Source organism: Micromonospora sp. DT53 (assembly GCF_049841535.1).
Taxonomy (GTDB): Bacteria; Actinomycetota; Actinomycetes; order Mycobacteriales; family Micromonosporaceae; genus Micromonospora.
Map to the genome: position 1 here is coordinate 1 of NZ_JBNCKM010000019.1, position 16,621 is coordinate 16,621.

Consider the following 16,621-nt stretch of genomic DNA (forward strand, 5'->3'; position numbering starts at 1 on the left):
GAGAAAGGACTTGCCTCCCGCTCACAGCGCTAAACGCAACGGCGTTGACATCCTGGTTCGAGCACGATCTTGGCGCGAGGCGCGAGGCGCGAGGCCCGAAACCCGAAACCCGAGGCCCGAAACCCGAAACCCGAAACCCGAGGCCCGAGGCCCGAAACCCGAAACCCGAGGCCCGAGGCCCGAGGCCCGAAACCCGAGGCCCGAGGCCCGAGGCCCGAAACCCGAAACCCGAGGCGGCCGGCGGCGCGGGGGCCGGTGGCTCCTCGCGGACCTGGGTCGGGGTCAGGTGAGTTGGGCTGCTTGGACTGCTTCGGCGGTCACTTCGGTGAGGCGGTCGACGGGGAGGGCGCCCAACTCCTCGCGACCGAACCAGCGGGCCTCGCAGGTGGAGCCGCCCACGTCGGTCACGGTCAGTGGGTTGGGCTGGTCGACGACGACGCGGTAGAAGGCGCGTACGCCGTGCCAGTCGATCGGGTAGCCCTCGGGGCCGAGGGAGGCGGCGTCGCGGTGGCTGGCGACTCCGAGTAGTTCGACGAGGCGGCCGGCCTGCCCGGTCTCCTCGACCAGTTCGCGGATGAGGGCGGCGCCGGGCTGCTCGCCGTAGTCGGTGCCGCCGCCGGGCAGGTGCCAGCAGCCGGCGCCGGGGTAGCCGTCGGAGATGCGGGTGAGCAGCACTCGGCCGGCGGGGTCGGTGCACACCGCGTACGCGGCGAAGCGCTGGGCTCGGTGTAGCCCGTCGGGGCCGGGCACGGCGTAGAAGGAGGGGAATTCGGGTGCTTCGTCGGGCACCACGTCGGCGGAGGAGGGGGGCAGCCCGAGGGCGCGTGCGGTGAACGAGCGCAGCGGCAGCTCGCGCGCCTCGTCGAGGGTGTACCACCGGGCCAGGTCGGTGGGGCGTTCGCCGACCCGGTCGGCGAGGGTGCCGCCGCGCACGGCCACCCGGTAGATCAGCCGGTCGGTGTGGATGGTGATGCCGCGGTCGGGGAGTGCGCGCATGTCGGCGAGCACGTCGGCCAGGCCGGAGACGGCGACCGAGAGGCCGGTTTCGGCGGCGGTCTCGCGGACGACCGTGTGGTTGGGGTCCTCGCCGTGGTCGACCGCCCCGCCGGGCAGCGACCACGCGCCGGGGGTGCCGGAGCGCTCCGATGCGCGGACCAGCAAGACTCGGCCGCTTGAATCAGCACAAACTGCGTATGCCGCGATCTTGCGGAGCGGCTTCAGCAAGGTGGTCACGGAAGCAAATTCTCCCCGCGCCGGGTTACCGGGACGGAAAAGAGTCGGATTCCTGACTATCCTGTCCCGGTCAGGGATTGGTCAGGGTAAGGATCCGGGCGGTCACCGAGGGCAGGCCGGGCGCCAGCGCGGACCGTGGGGGTATGACATCGACCACCGCTCCCCGCGCCCCGTACAAGCAGCTTCGGCGGCCCACCACCGACCGCATGGTCGCCGGGGTCGCCAGCGGCATCGGCCGCTACTTCGCCGTCGATCCCACCCTGGTCCGGGTGGTCTTCGCGGTCACTGGCCTGCTCACTGGCGGGCTCGCGCTGTTCGCGTACCCGATCATGTGGTTCCTGATGCCGGAGGAGCCGACCGGCGCGCCGGCCTGGCCGCACGCCGCGGGCGTCGCGCCGCAGAACGGCCCGCCGCCCACCGCCGGGCCCGCGCCCGGTGGGCCACCGCAGGGGTACGCCCCGACGCAGCCCTACCCGCCGACGACCCCGTCCGGGCCGCCGCCGGTCGCGTGAGCGGCACTCACTCCCATTCGATGGTGCCCGGCGGCTTGCTGGTGACGTCCAGGACCACCCGGTTGACCTCGGCGACCTCGTTGGTGATCCGGGTGGAGATCCGGGCCACCACGTCGTAGGGCAGCCGGGACCAGTCGGCGGTCATCGCATCCTCGCTGGAGACCGGGCGCAGCACCACGGGGTGCCCGTAGCTGCGCCCGTCTCCCTGCACACCGACGCTGCGTACGTCGGCGAGGAGCACGACCGGGAACTGCCACACGCCTCGGTCGAGGCCGGCGGCGGTCAACTCTTCGCGGGCGATCAGGTCGGCCTGGCGGAGTAGGTCGAGGCGTTCCTGGTCGACCGCGCCGATGATCCGGATGGCGAGGCCGGGGCCGGGGAACGGGTGCCGCCAGACCATCGCCTCGGGCAGGCCCAGTTGGAGGCCGAGCGTCCGAACTTCGTCCTTGAACAGGGTGCGCAGCGGCTCGACCAGCGCGAACTTCAGGTCCTCCGGGAGGCCGCCGACGTTGTGGTGGCTCTTGATGTTGGCGGTGCCGGTGCCGCCGCCGGACTCCACCACGTCGGGGTAGAGGGTGCCCTGGACGAGGAACTCGACGTCGGCGTGTGCGGCGATCTCGCGGGCCGCGGCCTCGAAGACGCGGATGAACTCCCGGCCAATGATCTTGCGCTTCTGCTCGGGGTCGGTCACCCCGGCGAGCGCGCCGAGGAACCGGTCGGCGGCGTCGACCACCTTGAGTTTGATGCCGGTGGCGGCGACGTAGTCCTTCTCCACCTGCTCGGCCTCGCCGGCACGCAGCAGGCCGTGATCGACGAAGACGCAGGTGAGCTGGTCACCGACCGCCTTGTGCACGAGCGCCGCGGCGACCGCCGAGTCCACTCCGCCGGAGAGGCCGCAGATGACCTCCTTGTCGCCGATCTGGGCGCGGATCCGGGCGACCTGCTCGTCGATGATGTTCTCGGGCGTCCAGGTCGGCTCGATGCCGGCGATGTCGTAGAGGAAGCGGGTCAGCATCTCCTGACCGTGCGCGGTGTGCCCGACCTCGGGGTGGAACTGCACGCCGGCGCGGCGACCGGCCAGGTCCTCGAATGCGGCGACCGGCGCGCCCGCCGACTCGGCGGTGACGGTGAAGCCCTCGGGCGCCTCGGTGACGCAGTCGCCGTGGCTCATCCAGACCGGTAGGTCCGCCGGCAGGTCCCGCAGCAGCACACCGGGCTCGAGGAGGCGGGGGCGCAGCGGGGTGCCGCCGTACTCCCGGTTGCCGGTCCTCGTGACGGTGCCGCCGAGCGCCTGAGCCATCGCCTGGAAGCCGTAGCAGATGCCGAAGACCGGCACGTCGGCGCTGAACACACCCGCGTCGATCTGCGGCGCGTTCGGGGCGTAGACGCTGGCCGGGCCGCCGGAGAGGATGATCGCGGCGGGGTTCTTCGCCAGCATCTCGGCGATCGGCATCGAGTGCGGCACGATCTCGGAGTAGACCTTCGCCTCACGGACCCGGCGGGCGATGAGCTGGGCGTACTGGGCTCCGAAATCCACCACGAGGACGGGGCGAGGCAGGCTCATGTGCACGAAGCCTACCGACAGTCACGGCCGCTCCCGGCACCGGCTCGCCGGCAATCCACTCTCCCCGCGATCTTGCGCTTACTGTCCCGACAAGAAGCGCACAAGCCACAGAACAACTACCGAAACCGCAAGATCGCGGGGGTCAGGGTCGCAGCGCGCCGGGGGCGCCTGCCGGGACCGCCGGGTTTTGCGGGGGTACGGCGGGCAGGCGGCGGTACGGGGACCCGAGCGCCGGGCGGGCATCCTCTTCGCCCTTGTTGGGCCAGAAGGACATCGCTCGTTCCGCCTGTGCGGTGATCGTCAGGGAGGGGTTCACGCCCAGGTTGGCCGTGACGGCCGCGCCGTCGACCACGTGCAGCCCGGCGTGCCCGTACACCCGGTGCCAGGGGTCGATCACCCCGTCGGCCGGGGTGGCCCCGATGACCGCCCCGCCCAGGATGTGCGCGGTCATCGGAATGTCGAAGGGTTCGGTGAGCGAACCGCCGGGGGTGCCGCCGATCTCGTCGGCGAGGAGTCGGACGGCGGTGTTGCCGGCCGGGATCCAGGTCGGGCTGGGTGTGCCGTGGCCCGGGCCGGTGACCAACCCACTGCCGAGCGGGCCACGCCGCCACCGGGTGGTCAACGAGTTGTCCACGGACTGCATGACCAGGGCGATCACCGTCCGTTCCGACCAGCCGCGCACCGACAGCATCCGCGCGGCCAGACCGGGCTGCCGCACGATGCCGCCCAGCCAGCGGCGTACCCGGTGCGGGCCGCCGTCGACAAGCAGCGACTGGAGCAGCCCCATCGCGTTGGAGCCCCGCCCGTAGCGGACCGGCTCGATGTGCGTCTGCGGGTCGGGGTGGAACGAGCTGGTGATGGCCACCCCCTCGGTGTAGTCCAACCGCTCGGACCGGGCCCGTTGACGTGTCACCGAGGCGCCGAGGATCGCCTCCGAGTTGGTCCGGGTCAGCTCGCCGAGGCGGGGCGAAAGCCCGGGTAGCGCCGCGTCGGCCCGCATCGCGTGCAGCAGCCGCTGGGTGCCGAGCGCGCCGGCGGCGAAGACCACCTGGTCGGCGTGGACGACCTGCCGACCCTTGCGCAGCCAGGCGCCTGTGCGTTCGGTGTGCACCTCGTACCCGCCGCCCTCGGCGGGCCGGACCGCGGTCACCGTGGTCACCGGACGGACCGTGACTCCGAGCCGTTCCGCGAGCCAGAGGTAGTTCTTGACAAGCGTGTTCTTCGCCCCGTGCCGGCAGCCGGTCATGCACGAGCCGCAGTGCAGGCAGCCGGTGCGTTCCGGGCCGGCACCGCCGAAGTACGGGTCGGCGACCCGCTGGCCGGGCCGGCCGATGTGCACACCCACCGGGGTGGCGTGGAAGGTGTGCCCCACCCCCATCCGCTCGGCCACCGCGCGCATGGCCCGGTCCGCGCCGGTGTCCACCGGGTACGTGGTGACGCCGAGCATCCGTTTCGCCTGGTCGTAGTGGCCGGCCAACTCGTCGCGCCAGTCGGTGATGTCGCGCCACTGCGGGTCGCTGTAGAAGGCCGGCAGCGGTTCGTAGAGGGTGTTCGCGTAGACAAGCGAACCGCCGCCCACCCCGGCGCCGGAGAGCACCAACACCCCGCCGCCGGTCCGTCGGTCGGCCGGGCGGAGCAGGGTGAGCCGTTGGATGCCGTAGCAGCCCAGCTTCGGCGCCCAGAGGAACCGGCGGGCCCGCCAGGACGTCTGCGGGAACTCGTCGTCGGCGAAGCGGCGGCCGGCTTCCAACACCGCGACCGAGTAGCCCTTCTCGGCCAGTCGGAGCGCGGTCACGCTGCCGCCGAAGCCGGACCCGATGACGACCACGTCGTACCGCATGAACGCATCATTACTCGTGAGTAGCGCTCGCGCCAGCGGCACTTTTCGCGCGATCATGCTCCGGCCGACCGACCCGGCGCCTCTCGGCCGCAACCGGGAGGACCCGTCGGAGCGTTGTTCACCAGACGGGTGGGAGGAATCCAAGATGGTTCTCGGGTCGATGGCACCGCGCCGACGGTGGCTGCTGCTGGGGTTGGCGGCGCTCGCCGTCGTCGCGCTGATCGCGGCCGGCGCGGTGGTGATCACCCGCCTGACCGGCGACAACAAGCCGGGCGGCACTCCGGTGGGCGGCGCACCGACCCCGTCGCCGGTCGGCACGCCGACCCCGAGCCCGAGCGGTCCGCCACCGGGCGCCGACATCACCGGCCCGCTCAACCTGCTGCTGGTCGGTGTGGACACCCGGGTCAGCGTGCCCGGATGGGAACCGCACTCGGACGCCGTGCTGGTGCTGCACGTACCCAAGGGGTTGAATCGGGCGTACCTCTTCTCGCTCCCCCGCGACCTGGTGGTGGACATCCCGGCGTTCCCGAAGGCCGGCTACAAGGGCGGCAAGACCAAACTCACGCACGCGATGAGCTTCGGCAGCCGGGTGCCGGGCAAACCCAAACAACCAAGCACGGCCCAGGGGTACGAGCTGCTGCGCAGCACGGTCAGCGGTTACACCGGGCTGCGCATCGATGCCGGCGCGGTGCTCACCTTCAACGGGTTCGACCGGCTGGTGGACACCCTGGGCGGGGTGGACATCTACGTCGACCAGCGGGTCGAGTCGCTGCACCGCCGACCGGACGGCAAGTACCGGGAGAGCGCGCCGGGCGGGTACAAGGGGCCGCAGCAGGTCTACGAGAAGGGCCAGCGGCACCTCAACGGCTGGCAGGCGCTGGACTACGCGCGGCAGCGCTACATCACCGGCGGTGACTACGCGCGGCAGCGGCACCAGCAGCAGCTGATCCGGGCGATGACCCGCAAGATCCTGGACGAGGGCCTGGCCCGGCAACCGGAGCGCGTCGACCAGGTGGTCTCCGCGCTGGGCGACACGCTTGTCTACGTCGGCGGGCGGAAGATCGTCGACATCGCGTACGCCCTGAGTGGACTGCCGGAGAACCGTTTCACACTTGTCGGGCTACCCGGTTCCGGTGTCGGCAAGGGCAGCGCCTACCGGGGTGAACAGCTGACCGCCGAGGGCCGGAAGTTTCTCACCGAGCTCCGCGCCGGCCGCGCCGACGCGTACCTGGCCGCCCACCCCGCCCTGGTCGTCAAGAACTGACAGCCACTCAGAGCCGCTTGGGCAGGGCGGGCTTCTTGGTGTCGTAGAGCCAGGCGTCGAAGAGCGCGTCGAGCTGCTTGCCGGAGATCCGCTCGGCCAGGGCCACGAACTCGGCAGTGGTGGCCGTGCCGTCGCGCTTCTCCGCCGCCCAGGTCTTGACGATCTCGAAGAACGCCTTGTCGCCGACAGCCACCCGCAGGGCGTGCAAAGTCATGCCGCCGCGCTGGTAGACCGACTCGCTGAACAGATTCTCCACCCCCGGCTTGCCCGGCGGCGTCCTCCACACCTGCGCGGACATCTCCGCATACCGTCTGTCGAACGCCTCCTTGGCGGTGTACGCCCTGGTGTGCTCGGCCCAGAGCCACTCCGCGTACGTCGCGAAGCCCTCGTTGAGCCAGATGTCCTCCCACTTGGCCAACGCGACGCTGTCGCCGAACCACTGGTGGGCCAACTCGTGGGCGACGACCTCGGTGTTCTCGCCCTGCCGGAAGAAGCTCGCCGCGTAGACCGGCCGGCTCTGCGTCTCCAGGGCGTAGGAGATCCGGCTGTCGGAGATCACCACCCCGCCGTACGCGTCAAAGGGGTACGGCCCGAACACACTCTCCAGGTAGTCGGCGACCGCGACGGTCTGCGCGATGGACGCGTCCGCGCTGCCCTTGGCCTCGGTGGTGGTGACCGCGTTGTAGACCGGGCGGCCCTTGTGCTCGCCGGTGGTGATCCGGAACTTGCCGATCACCAGCGTGCTCAGATAACTGGCCATCGGCGACTTCTCCGACCACTTCCAGGTGGTCCAACCACCCGAGCTGGTCTTGCCGCCGGGAACGCCGTTGCTGATCGCGGTCAGACCGTCCGGAACGGTGACCTCGACGTCGTACGCCGCCTTGTCCGACGGGTGGTCGTTGACCGGGAACCAGGTGCTGGCCGACTCGGGCTGACCCAGCGCGATGGCACCGTCGGCGGTGTGCAGGAAACCGCCGTCGCCGAGCGTCTCGTTCTTCAGCGGCTTCGGCTTACCGGCATAGGTGATCTCGGCGACGAACCCGTTGCCGTTGATCAGGCCTGAGGTCGGCTTGATCACCAGCTCGTTCCGCTTGCGGCTGTGCGTCGCCGGCGCGCCGTCCACGGTGACCGCGCTGACGGTCAGACCGGCCAGGTCGAGGTTGAACGTCGACAGGTCGGCCGTCGCGGTGGCCCGCACGGTGGTCGTACCCGTGAGCTGGTCCTTGGCCGGGTCGTAGCGCACCTTCACCGTGTACCGCGCGACGTCGTAGCCGCCGTTGCCATAGGTCGGGAAATAGGCGTCGCCGACCCCGTCGGCGCCCGCGCTGAACGTCCGCGACGGCGTGGGGGACGCGCTCGGTGGCAGCGCCGTCTCCGGGCCCGTCGAGTCGCATCCGGACAGTGCGAGCGCACCGGTCACCAGCAGGCCGGCACCCATCCGCAGTCTGTGCCGCGTCCCCCGCATCCCACGCCCTTTCCGCCGGTGGCCGGTCACGGCCTCCGCCGTCCCGCGCGAACGGACGCCTACCCGCCGTTCGCAGGCGCGCAGCATATCGACCGGACGGCGGGCCGGGTCACGGCAGTGTGGGGGCCGATCCACCCACCAGCCAGGCGTCGAAGAGCGGACGCAGTTGCCGCTGCGCGACCCGCTCGGCCAGCGCGACGAGGTCCGTGGTGGTCGCGTTGCCCCCCGCCCGCTCGGTGGTCCAGGAGCGCAGGATGCGGAAGAAGAGGTCGTCACCGACGGTCCGGCGCAACGCGTGCACGGCGAGCGCCCCACGCTTGTAGACGGCCGTGCCGAACATCTGCTCCCGGCCCGGCTCGACCGACGGCTGCGCCCAGTCGGTCGCCGCGTACTGGATCTCGAAGTTGCGCTGGGCGGTCCGGCCGCCGTCGTGCTCCTCCCACAGCCACTCGGCGTAGCTGGCGAAGCCCTCGTTGAGCCAGATGTCGCCCCACCTGGTCAACGACACACTGTCGCCGAACCACTGGTGCGCCAGCTCGTGTGCGACGACGCTCGGGTTCGGCCGGCCGTCGGCGAAGAAGCCAGGCCCGTAGACCGGCCGGGACTGGGTCTCCAGCGCGTACCCGATCCGGTCGTCGGCGATCGCGATCCCCCCATACGAGTCGAACGGGTACGGGCCGAATCGGCTGGCCAGGAAGTCGACGATCGCGCCGGTGCGGGCCAGCGAGGTGGCCGCGCCGCCGGTCGCCGGCAGGCTCGCGGCCACCGCCGTGACCATCGGCCGGCCGGCGTGCGTGCCGGTCACCACCCGGTAGTCGCCGATCACGAGCGTACTCAGGTAGCTGGCCATCGGGGCGCGCTCCGACCAGCGCCAGGTGGTCCAGCCGTCGGCGCTGCTCTTCGGCCCGGGTACGCCGTTGCTCAGCGCGGCCAGGCCGTCCGGGACGGTCGCCGACAGGTCGTAGGTGGCCTTGTCCGACGGGTGGTCGTTGACCGGGAACCAGGTGGCGGCGGAGTCGGGTTGGCCCAGCGCCACCGCGCCGTCGGCGGTGTGCAGGAAACCGCCGCTGCCCAACGTTCCGTCGTCGACGGCTGCGGGCACGCCCGCGTAGTCGACAGTCACTGTGAACTGGCGACCGCGCGGCAGCCCGTCGCGTGGCGTCACCACCAACTCGCCGTCGTCGCGCCGGTTGTCGGCCGCCGCGTCGCCCACTGTGACAGCGCTGACCTGCAGGCCGGAAAGGTCCAGATTGAACCGGGACAGGTCCTGGGTGGCGGTGGCCGTGATGACGGCTCGACCGGTCAGCCGGTCCGTCGACGGGTCGTAGCGGACGTCGAGGCCGTAGTGCGCGACGTCGTAACCGCCGTTGCCGTGCCCCGGCACGTACGGGTCGCCGGCGTCGGCGGCACCGGGCCGAAAGCCGTCGCGGTCGTCGCCCGTACAACCGGTGGCGATCAGCCCGATCACGCAGGTAAGCACGGCGGCGACGCGCATTCTCCGTCCGGTCCGGACCATGGCCACCCCTCCTGCGGCGTTCGTTCAGGACGAGCGTAGTCAGCATCGACGGCCGCGCGGCCGGTATCGACGATCATCAGTGACTTTCGTTGAATCGAACAAAAGCTGCCGTCGATCGGACCTTTCTTTCGACTTTGACCGACGTTAGTGTCTGTCTCCGACCACCGTCGCGAAAGGTGGAACCATGCCAGACCACACCGCACCCGACGCCACACCCACCGGCCGGCTCAGCCGCAGATCCCTGCTCGCCGCGTCCGCCGGGGCCGCCGCCGCGATCGGCGCGGCCGGCCTACCCGTCCTCGCCACCGGCACCCCCGCGCTCGCCAACCCCGGCAACGCGAGCAAACTGCGGGTCGAGCCGCTGATCCCGGCCAGAAACCGCGGCATCATCCTCTACAGCGTCCGCGACCGGATCACCGCCGCGCCTGACGACAGCGGTGTGCCGTACGGCTTCGAGCGCGTCCTCGCCCGGCTCGCCGAGATCGGCTACAAGGAGATCGAGTTCGCCGGCTACACCCAGAGCACCGAGATCCTGGGCCGACAGATCACCCCCGCCGAGATCCGCAAGATCCTCGACGACAACGGCCTGGTGGCCAACGGCACTCACGCCACGATCCAGCCGGCCACCTTCCAGCAACAACTGGACATCGCCGAAGAACTCGGCATGAAGAACATCGGCACCGGCAGCGACCCGACCAGCAGCGCGTACAAGGCCGAGTGGGACGCCGCCGCCGACATCTGGAACGAGCTGGGCCGGCAGGCCAAGGCCCGGGGCATGCGGCTCTACACGCACAACCACGACGCCGCGTACAGCTTCCTGATCGACCGGGGCCCGCGCGACGCGCAGGGCCGGCAGACCCGGTCCTCCGGCATCCGCCGACTGGAGTACTTCTTCGAGATCACCGACCCGCGGTACGTCTTCTTCGAACTGGACATCTACTGGGCCTACGTGGCCCGCTTCAAGCACCAGAAGTACGTCAACCCGGCCGGGCAGGAGGTGACCGACCTGTTCGACCCGATCCTCACCGTGGCCGACCGGACCACCCGGTTCCCGCTCTTCCACGCCAAGGACGGCGACCGGGACACCAGCGTCCCCAACGGGTACCAGATGACCCCGCTGGGCGACGGCGACCTCAACTTCCAGCAGTTCTTCCAGACCATCGGCGAACGGAACTTCCACCACGCCAACTGGGAGATGGACACCGCCCCCGGCGGCACGGACAACAAGGGCCAGTCGCTCGACTTCGCGGCGAACAGCTACCAGAACATGTCCGACCTGACCATCTACGTGGAGAAGTGACACCCGGCTGAACGCGACGAAGGCCGGCCCCGCCTGCTGCGGGGCCGGCCTTCCGGCGTCTGACGGATCGGTCAGCGGTCGAGGACCAGACCGACCTTCTGGAACTCCTTCAGGTCACGGTAACCGCACTTGGCCATCGCCCGACGCAGCCCACCGAACAGGTTGAGCTGACCGTCGGCCTCGTCCGCCGGCCCGAAGAGCAACTGCTCCATCGACCCGAGCGGCTCACCGGAAACCTCGAAGGCGCCCCGCGGCAGCGACGGGTGACTCGCCGCCGAGTGCCACCAGGCACCACCGGCGGGGGCCTCGTCGCAGAGCGACAGCGGCTCACCGAGCATCACCGCGTCCGCGCCGCAACCGAGCGCCTTGGCGATGTCGCCCGAGGTCTGGATGTCACCGTCGGCGATCAGGTGCACGTACCGGCCGCCGGTCTCGTCCAGGTAGTCACGGCGGGCCGCCGCGGCGTCGGCGATCGCGGTGGCCATCGGCACCCGGATGCCCAGCACCGACTCGGTGGTCGACCACTCGTCGCCACCGATGCCCACGATCACACCGGCCGCGCCGGTACGCATCAGGTGCAGCGCCGTCTTGTAGTCCGTGCAGCCACCCACGATCACCGGCAGGTCGAGGTCGGCGATGAACTCCTTGAGGTTCAGCGGCTCGTCGGTGGTCGACACGTGCTCGGCCGAGACGATGGTGCCCTGGATCACCAGGATGTCCACCCCGGCGTCCAGGATCACCGGCGCCAGCGCCAGGGTGTGCTGCGGGGAGACCCGCACCGCCACCGTGCCGCCACCGGCGCGCAGCTCGCGGACCCGCTCCGCGATCAGGTCCGGGCGGATCGGCTCGGCGTACACCTCCTGGAGCCGCTTGGTGGCGCGGGCCTCCTCGTCGAGGCCGGCCAGCTCGTCCAGCACCTTCGTCGGGTTCTCGTAGCGGGTCCAGAGCCCCTCGACGTTGAGCACGCCGAGGCCGCCGAGCTGACCGAGACGCACCGCCGAGGACGGGCTCATGGTGGCGTCGGAGGGGTGACCGACGCACGGAATGCCGAACGGGTACGCGTCGAGCTGCCAGGACGTCGAGACGTCGTCGACGTCCCGGGTGCGGCGGCTCGGCACGATGGCGATGTCGTCCAGGTGGTAGCCGCGCTGCGCGGTCTTGCCCAGCCCGATCTCGACCACGTCACGCATGGGGGACTCCAGGTGGTTGGGGGTGATGGGTCAGCGGGTGTGGTAGTTGGGCGCCTCGACGGTCATCTGGATGTCGTGCGGGTGGCTCTCCTTCAGGCCGGCCGCGGTGATCCGGATGAGCTGGCCCCGGCGGTGCAGATCGGGGATGTTCTCCGCACCGGCGTACCCCATGGCCAGTCGCAGACCGCCGACCAGCTGGTGGGCCACCCGGGAGAGCGGCCCCCGGTAGGGCACCTGGCCCTCCACGCCCTCGGGGACCAGCTTGTCGTCGCTGAGCACGTCCTGCTGGAAGTAACGGTCCTTGCTGTACGACTTGGCCTGCCCCCGGGACTGCATCGCGCCGAGCGACCCCATCCCGCGGTACGTCTTGAACTGCTTGCCGTTGACGAAGATCAGCTCGCCGGGGCTCTCCTCGCAGCCGGCCAGCAGGCTGCCGAGCATCACCGTGTCGGCGCCGGCCACCAGGGCCTTGGCGATGTCACCCGAGTATTGGATGCCGCCGTCGCCGATCACCGGCACGCCCGCCGGGCGAGCGGCCCGAGCCGCCTCCATGATCGCGGTAACCTGCGGCACGCCGACCCCGGCGACGATCCGGGTGGTGCAGATCGCACCCGGACCCACGCCCACCTTGACGCCGTCGGCGCCGGCGTCGACAAGCGCCTTCGCGCCGGCGTACGTGGCCACGTTGCCGCCCATGACGTCGACCGCCACGTCGGCCTTGAGCCGGCGGACCATGTCCAGCACGGCCCGCTGGTGACCGTGCGCGGTGTCCACGATCAGCACATCGACGCCCGCGTCGACCAGGGCACGGGCCCGCTTGTAGGCGTCCTCACCCACACCGATGGCGGCGGCGACCCGCAGGCGGCCGGCGTCGTCCTTGCTGGCGTCCGGGTACTGCTCGCTCTTGGTGAAGTCCTTGACCGTGATCAGGCCACGCAGCCGGCCCGAGTCGTCGACGATCGGCAGCTTCTCGACCTTGTGCTGACGCAGCAGCGCCAGAGCGTCGTCCTTGCTCACCCCGACCCGGGCGGTGACCAGCGGGGTGTGGGTCATGATCTCGCGGACCGGAGTGTTCGGCTCGGAGACGAAACGCATGTCCCGGTTGGTGACGATGCCGACCAACTGGCCGTCGCCGTCCACCACCGGAACACCGGAGATCCGGTAACGCCCGCACAGCTCGTCGACCTCACGCAGCGTGTCGTCCGGGCTGGCGGTCACCGGGTTGGTGATCATGCCGGACTCGGAACGCTTGACCAGGTCGACCTGGAGCGCCTGGTCCTCCAGGGAGAGGTTGCGGTGCAACACGCCGATGCCGCCCTGGCGGGCCATGGCGATCGCCATCCGGGCCTCGGTCACCGTGTCCATCGCGCTGGACAGCAGCGGAATGGACAACTCGATGTTGCGGGTGAGCTTCGTCCGGGTATTGACCCGGCTGGGCACCACGTCCGACTCGCCCGGCTGAAGCAGCACGTCGTCAAAGGTGAGGCCGAGCGGAACCACCCGGGCAGAGCCGGCCGGCAGCTCGGGCAGGTGGCCGCCCAGATCGGCGTGCTCGACGCCGGCCGGAAGATCGGTGCTGGGCGAATTTTCCACGATTGCTCCCCTGAGCTGCTCGAATGGGCTTCAGCGAGGTGGCGCGAGCGGGCACCGGAGCACGCCACGGTGCCGGCACGTCGACTCATCGTACCCAGTGAGCAGGGCGACCCGTCCGTGGCGGGCCGGGCCGGCGCCGAGGCCGGGGGGCGGACGTTCCCACCGCGTTGGGTCTACGGTGAGGGGGTGCACGACGAGCCCATCGACCCGTTCAATGGCGACCCGGCGGATCCGACCGCGGGTCTGGATGACCCGGGCGATGACGCGACGCCGGATCCGCTGACCGACGTCGAACGGCAGGATGTGCTGGAAGACCTCGCCGACCTGGAGATCTACCAGGCTCTGCTGGCCCCGATCGGGGTCCGCGGGTTGGTGATCGAATGCGAGGACTGCCGCGAGCCGCACTACTTCGACTGGGACCTGCTCCGCGGCAACCTGCGCCACCTGCTCAACTCCGGTCGACCCCGGGTGCACGAGCCCGCGTACGACCCCGACCCGGACCACTACGTGACCTGGGACTACGCCCGGGGGTACGCCGACGGGGTGCACGACACCCTGTCCGAGGGCACCGAAGACGAGCCGGGCGCCCCGACCGCCACGAAGTGACGCCGCCGCCCGGCGTACCCGGGCTGTTGCGCGGCGTACCCGGGCTGTTGCGCGGCGTACCCAGGCTGTTGCGCGGCGTACCCAGGCTGTTGCGCGGCGTACCCAGGCTGCCGCACCGCGTACCCAGGCTGCTGCACCGTTTACCTGGGGTGCGGCACGGCGTGGCGCGCTGTTGCACGACGTGCCTGGGCTGCTGCATGGGGCGCCTTGCGGCCGCGGACGGCGTCGTCCGCTGCCGCGCGGCGTCGTCCGCTGCCGCGCGGCGTCGTCCGCTGCCGCGCGGCGCGTCCGTCAGGCGACCAGGCCGGCGCGGAACCCCGCCGCCACCGCGTGCGCCCGGTCCCGGGCGCCAAGCTTGCGGAACAACCGGCGGGCGTGGGTCTTGACGGTGTCCTCCGAGACGAACAGCTCCCGGCCGATCTCCGCGTTGCTCTTGCCCTCGGCCATGCCGAGCAGCACCTGAAGCTCACGCTCGGTGAGGCCGATCGACGCCCGACTGGGTCGGGCGTTCGGGGCGGGACGGCCCGGGTCGGTCTGCGCCGCCGGCTCGCCGGTCCCCGCCTCCGCCTCGTCGTCACCCCGCTGCACCGGCACCGACGCCACACCGGCCGGCCCGTCGGCGGCCGTGGCCGCCCAGCCCGGCTCACCGGAGCCACGCGGCGACGGCCCGGACCGACCGGAACCACCCACCGCCGCAGCGTCGCGGGCCGGATCGGTGATCCGCTGCCGGGAGGCTCGGCCAGGCGCGGTGAGCAGCAGCAGAGCCTTCGCCACCGCGCTGGTCAGGTCATGGTCGACATTCTGGATCAGCCCCCGGGCGCCGGCGCTGATGGTGGCCGCCGCGGCCTCGGACTCCTCGGTGCCGAGCAGCAGCACCGCCGCCTGCGGCGCGCGCGCCAACACCCGGCGGACGAAGCCGGCGCTGTCCGGCCGGGTGAGGGCCGTGTCGGCCAGGACCACGTCGGGCGGTCGCTCGGCCAGCCGCAGCATCACCTCGGGATCAGAGACGGCGGTACGAACGATCGCGGACAACCCCAGTCGCGCGGCAGCAGAAGTAAGGTGCTGGGCCGCGAGTGGTGTCCGAACGCACACAAGAACGGTACGCACTGTGGTCTCCTCTCCGCCAACGAGCAGACCATGACGCGGTCGGCTGGGGAGGGGGTTCCCGGCAATCCTTCGAACTTTTCCGACAGATGGGGCAAAAGCCGCAATTTCCCGGACGTTTTCGATCACACACGTGTGAGTTGACGACAGCCCGGGTACCGGGAGGTCCAGGCCGGGAACGGTGCGCCTGCGCGGCCCGCCGCCCGGATGCCGGCCATAAGGATTCTCGCGGAGCCGCGCGGGAGGAGGGGTGCTGATGTCGAACGTACGTAGACTGCCCGGACCCATCGTCGACCTCTGGGACTGGCAGCGACTCGGTGCCTGCCGAGGGCGCGACAGCGCCCAGTTCTTCCACCCCGACGGTGAGCGTGGTTCCTCCCGGCTGCGTCGCGAGTCCGCCGCCAAGGCGGTCTGCCGCACCTGCCCGGTTCGCGCCGAGTGCGCCGCGCACGCGCTGTCGGTACGCGAGCCGTACGGCGTGTGGGGCGGTTTCAGCGAGTCCGAGCGCCTGCGACTGCTCGCCGTCGGCTGGGAGGACCTGGCAGACCGCCGCCACGCCCGGGTCGACGTCGCACGGCTGGAGGCCCGCCTGGGCCGCCCGCACAAGTCGACAGTCCCGGCCCAACGCAACGTCGCCTGACCCAACAGTCCCCCGACATCCGCGAAACCGCGCCCCCGACCCGGGAGGCGCGGTTTCGCGCGGTTCGCGGCTTCCGCACGGCTCGCGCCGCCAAGGCTTCCGCACGGCTCGGCGCCGCGAGGGCTTCCACACGGCTCGGCGCCGCGAGGGCTTCCGCGCGGCTCGGCGCCGCCGAGGACTTCCGCACGGCTCGGCGCCGACACGGCCTTGATCAACACGAGTTCCTTGAAGTCGGGGCATCCCGCCCATCCGGACACCCCGATTTCAATGAAGTCGAGTGGATCAAGGCCGATCGCATGGCCTAAGGGGCAAGCGGAGACAACACTCTGGGTGGTTTGTCCGGTCTGCCGTGGTCGGGCTTGATGCAGGGCTTAGGCTTTGCGCGGCATGGGGTCTTTGGCCGGTGACCGGTCGCACCCGTGGGCCGGAATCATGGCCGGGTCGGGGTCGTTACATACCCTGACGATGACAGCACCACGAGCCGCCAGCCCGACCCGCCCGGTGCGGGATGCGCAGGTTGGAATGCCAGCCTCGGGCCGGTCGTTGCAGTCCCCACGAACGACCGCAGGCACCACCGTGATGCGGGTGCCAGCCAGGTGGGCCAGCCCGGGAATGACCCCCGGCCCCCGGTCGTTACACCTGGACCCGGCGCCACGAGCCCCCGCCCGTAGGCCGCCGGCAGACGCCGAGTCACCGTAGGCGTCACCCCCCAAAGACTTTTCCCCTTTGTTTGTTGCAGCGCCGGACGAGGTGCTCACACCCCACCGCCGCCCCCCTTGGTGGTTGGGTGTTCT

13 protein-coding genes are annotated in these 16,621 nt (G+C 71.0%); 5 read left to right on the forward strand and 8 right to left on the reverse strand.

All coding sequences use genetic code 11. The annotated features are described in order from the left end of the window. Positions 1-282: 282 nt before the first annotated feature. A complete protein-coding gene (locus tag ACLQ3B_RS33505) occupies positions 283-1,233 on the reverse strand; it encodes an NUDIX hydrolase (RefSeq protein ID WP_425784673.1) in 951 nt (316 codons plus the stop codon). A gap of 143 nt (positions 1,234-1,376) precedes the next feature. Between ACLQ3B_RS33505 and ACLQ3B_RS33510 the strand changes: the two genes are divergently transcribed. After that, the gene (locus ACLQ3B_RS33510) at positions 1,377-1,745 is read left to right on the forward strand and encodes a PspC domain-containing protein (RefSeq protein WP_425784674.1); all 369 of its coding nucleotides are present in this window, start codon (positions 1,377-1,379) and stop codon (positions 1,743-1,745) included. Between the two features lie 7 nt (positions 1,746-1,752). Here the strand turns inward: ACLQ3B_RS33510 and guaA are convergent, their stop codons facing one another. Both guaA and ACLQ3B_RS33520 read right to left on the reverse strand, forming a co-directional pair. Next, positions 1,753-3,309, reverse strand: a complete 1,557-nt coding sequence (gene guaA / locus ACLQ3B_RS33515) for a glutamine-hydrolyzing GMP synthase (protein ID WP_425784675.1) — start codon at positions 3,307-3,309, stop codon at positions 1,753-1,755. 142 nt (positions 3,310-3,451) lie between these two features. Continuing rightward, complete coding sequence (locus tag ACLQ3B_RS33520; protein WP_425784676.1) at positions 3,452-5,149, reverse strand: FAD-dependent oxidoreductase; 1,698 nt, start codon at positions 5,147-5,149, stop codon at positions 3,452-3,454. Positions 5,150-5,294: 145 nt separating this feature from the next. On the opposite strand from ACLQ3B_RS33520, the gene ACLQ3B_RS33525 reads away from it, so the two are divergent. Then, the gene (locus tag ACLQ3B_RS33525) at positions 5,295-6,413 is read left to right on the forward strand and encodes an LCP family protein (RefSeq protein ID WP_425784677.1); all 1,119 of its coding nucleotides are present in this window, start codon (positions 5,295-5,297) and stop codon (positions 6,411-6,413) included. 7 nt (positions 6,414-6,420) lie between these two features. On the opposite strand, the gene ACLQ3B_RS33530 is transcribed toward ACLQ3B_RS33525, so the two are convergent. Then, a complete protein-coding gene (locus ACLQ3B_RS33530; protein WP_425784678.1) occupies positions 6,421-7,878 on the reverse strand; it encodes a M1 family metallopeptidase in 1,458 nt (485 codons plus the stop codon). 109 nt (positions 7,879-7,987) lie between these two features. Continuing rightward, a complete protein-coding gene (locus tag ACLQ3B_RS33535) occupies positions 7,988-9,394 on the reverse strand; it encodes a M1 family metallopeptidase (RefSeq protein WP_425784679.1) in 1,407 nt (468 codons plus the stop codon). Positions 9,395-9,578: 184 nt separating this feature from the next. On the opposite strand from ACLQ3B_RS33535, the gene ACLQ3B_RS33540 reads away from it, so the two are divergent. Then, positions 9,579-10,694, forward strand: coding sequence for a sugar phosphate isomerase/epimerase family protein (locus tag ACLQ3B_RS33540; RefSeq protein ID WP_425784680.1), 1,116 nt, complete (start codon positions 9,579-9,581; stop codon positions 10,692-10,694). A 71-nt stretch (positions 10,695-10,765) separates the two neighbouring features. Here ACLQ3B_RS33540 and ACLQ3B_RS33545 read toward each other — a convergent pair whose 3' ends face one another. After that, positions 10,766-11,884: a GuaB3 family IMP dehydrogenase-related protein gene (locus ACLQ3B_RS33545; protein WP_124778268.1), complete on the reverse strand. Its 1,119-nt coding sequence runs from the start codon at positions 11,882-11,884 to the stop codon at positions 10,766-10,768. A 30-nt stretch (positions 11,885-11,914) separates the two neighbouring features. Then, positions 11,915-13,477, reverse strand: coding sequence for an IMP dehydrogenase (gene guaB, locus ACLQ3B_RS33550; RefSeq protein WP_350857927.1), 1,563 nt, complete (start codon positions 13,475-13,477; stop codon positions 11,915-11,917). A gap of 186 nt (positions 13,478-13,663) precedes the next feature. On the opposite strand from guaB, the gene ACLQ3B_RS33555 reads away from it, so the two are divergent. Further along, positions 13,664-14,083 (forward strand): DUF5319 domain-containing protein, encoded by a 420-nt coding sequence (locus ACLQ3B_RS33555; RefSeq protein ID WP_030337860.1) that lies wholly within the window; start codon positions 13,664-13,666, stop codon positions 14,081-14,083. 291 nt (positions 14,084-14,374) lie between these two features. On the opposite strand, the gene ACLQ3B_RS33560 is transcribed toward ACLQ3B_RS33555, so the two are convergent. Beyond that, complete coding sequence (locus ACLQ3B_RS33560) at positions 14,375-15,190, reverse strand: response regulator transcription factor (protein ID WP_425784681.1); 816 nt, start codon at positions 15,188-15,190, stop codon at positions 14,375-14,377. A 253-nt stretch (positions 15,191-15,443) separates the two neighbouring features. Between ACLQ3B_RS33560 and ACLQ3B_RS33565 the strand changes: the two genes are divergently transcribed. Continuing rightward, positions 15,444-15,827: a WhiB family transcriptional regulator gene (locus tag ACLQ3B_RS33565; RefSeq protein WP_124822179.1), complete on the forward strand. Its 384-nt coding sequence runs from the start codon at positions 15,444-15,446 to the stop codon at positions 15,825-15,827. Positions 15,828-16,621: the final 794 nt, after the last annotated feature.

Coding starts and splice junctions, on each gene's coding strand:
- ACLQ3B_RS33510 (WP_425784674.1), top strand. CDS start 1,377: ATGACATCGACCACCGCTCCCCGCGCCCCGTACAAGCAGCTTCGGCGG.
- guaA (WP_425784675.1), bottom strand. CDS start 3,309: ATGAGCCTGCCTCGCCCCGTCCTCGTGGTGGATTTCGGAGCCCAGTAC.
- ACLQ3B_RS33520 (WP_425784676.1), bottom strand. CDS start 5,149: ATGCGGTACGACGTGGTCGTCATCGGGTCCGGCTTCGGCGGCAGCGTG.
- ACLQ3B_RS33525 (WP_425784677.1), top strand. CDS start 5,295: ATGGTTCTCGGGTCGATGGCACCGCGCCGACGGTGGCTGCTGCTGGGG.
- ACLQ3B_RS33530 (WP_425784678.1), bottom strand. CDS start 7,878: ATGCGGGGGACGCGGCACAGACTGCGGATGGGTGCCGGCCTGCTGGTG.
- ACLQ3B_RS33535 (WP_425784679.1), bottom strand. CDS start 9,394: ATGGTCCGGACCGGACGGAGAATGCGCGTCGCCGCCGTGCTTACCTGC.
- ACLQ3B_RS33540 (WP_425784680.1), top strand. CDS start 9,579: ATGCCAGACCACACCGCACCCGACGCCACACCCACCGGCCGGCTCAGC.
- ACLQ3B_RS33545 (WP_124778268.1), bottom strand. CDS start 11,884: ATGCGTGACGTGGTCGAGATCGGGCTGGGCAAGACCGCGCAGCGCGGC.
- ACLQ3B_RS33565 (WP_124822179.1), top strand. CDS start 15,444: ATGTCGAACGTACGTAGACTGCCCGGACCCATCGTCGACCTCTGGGAC.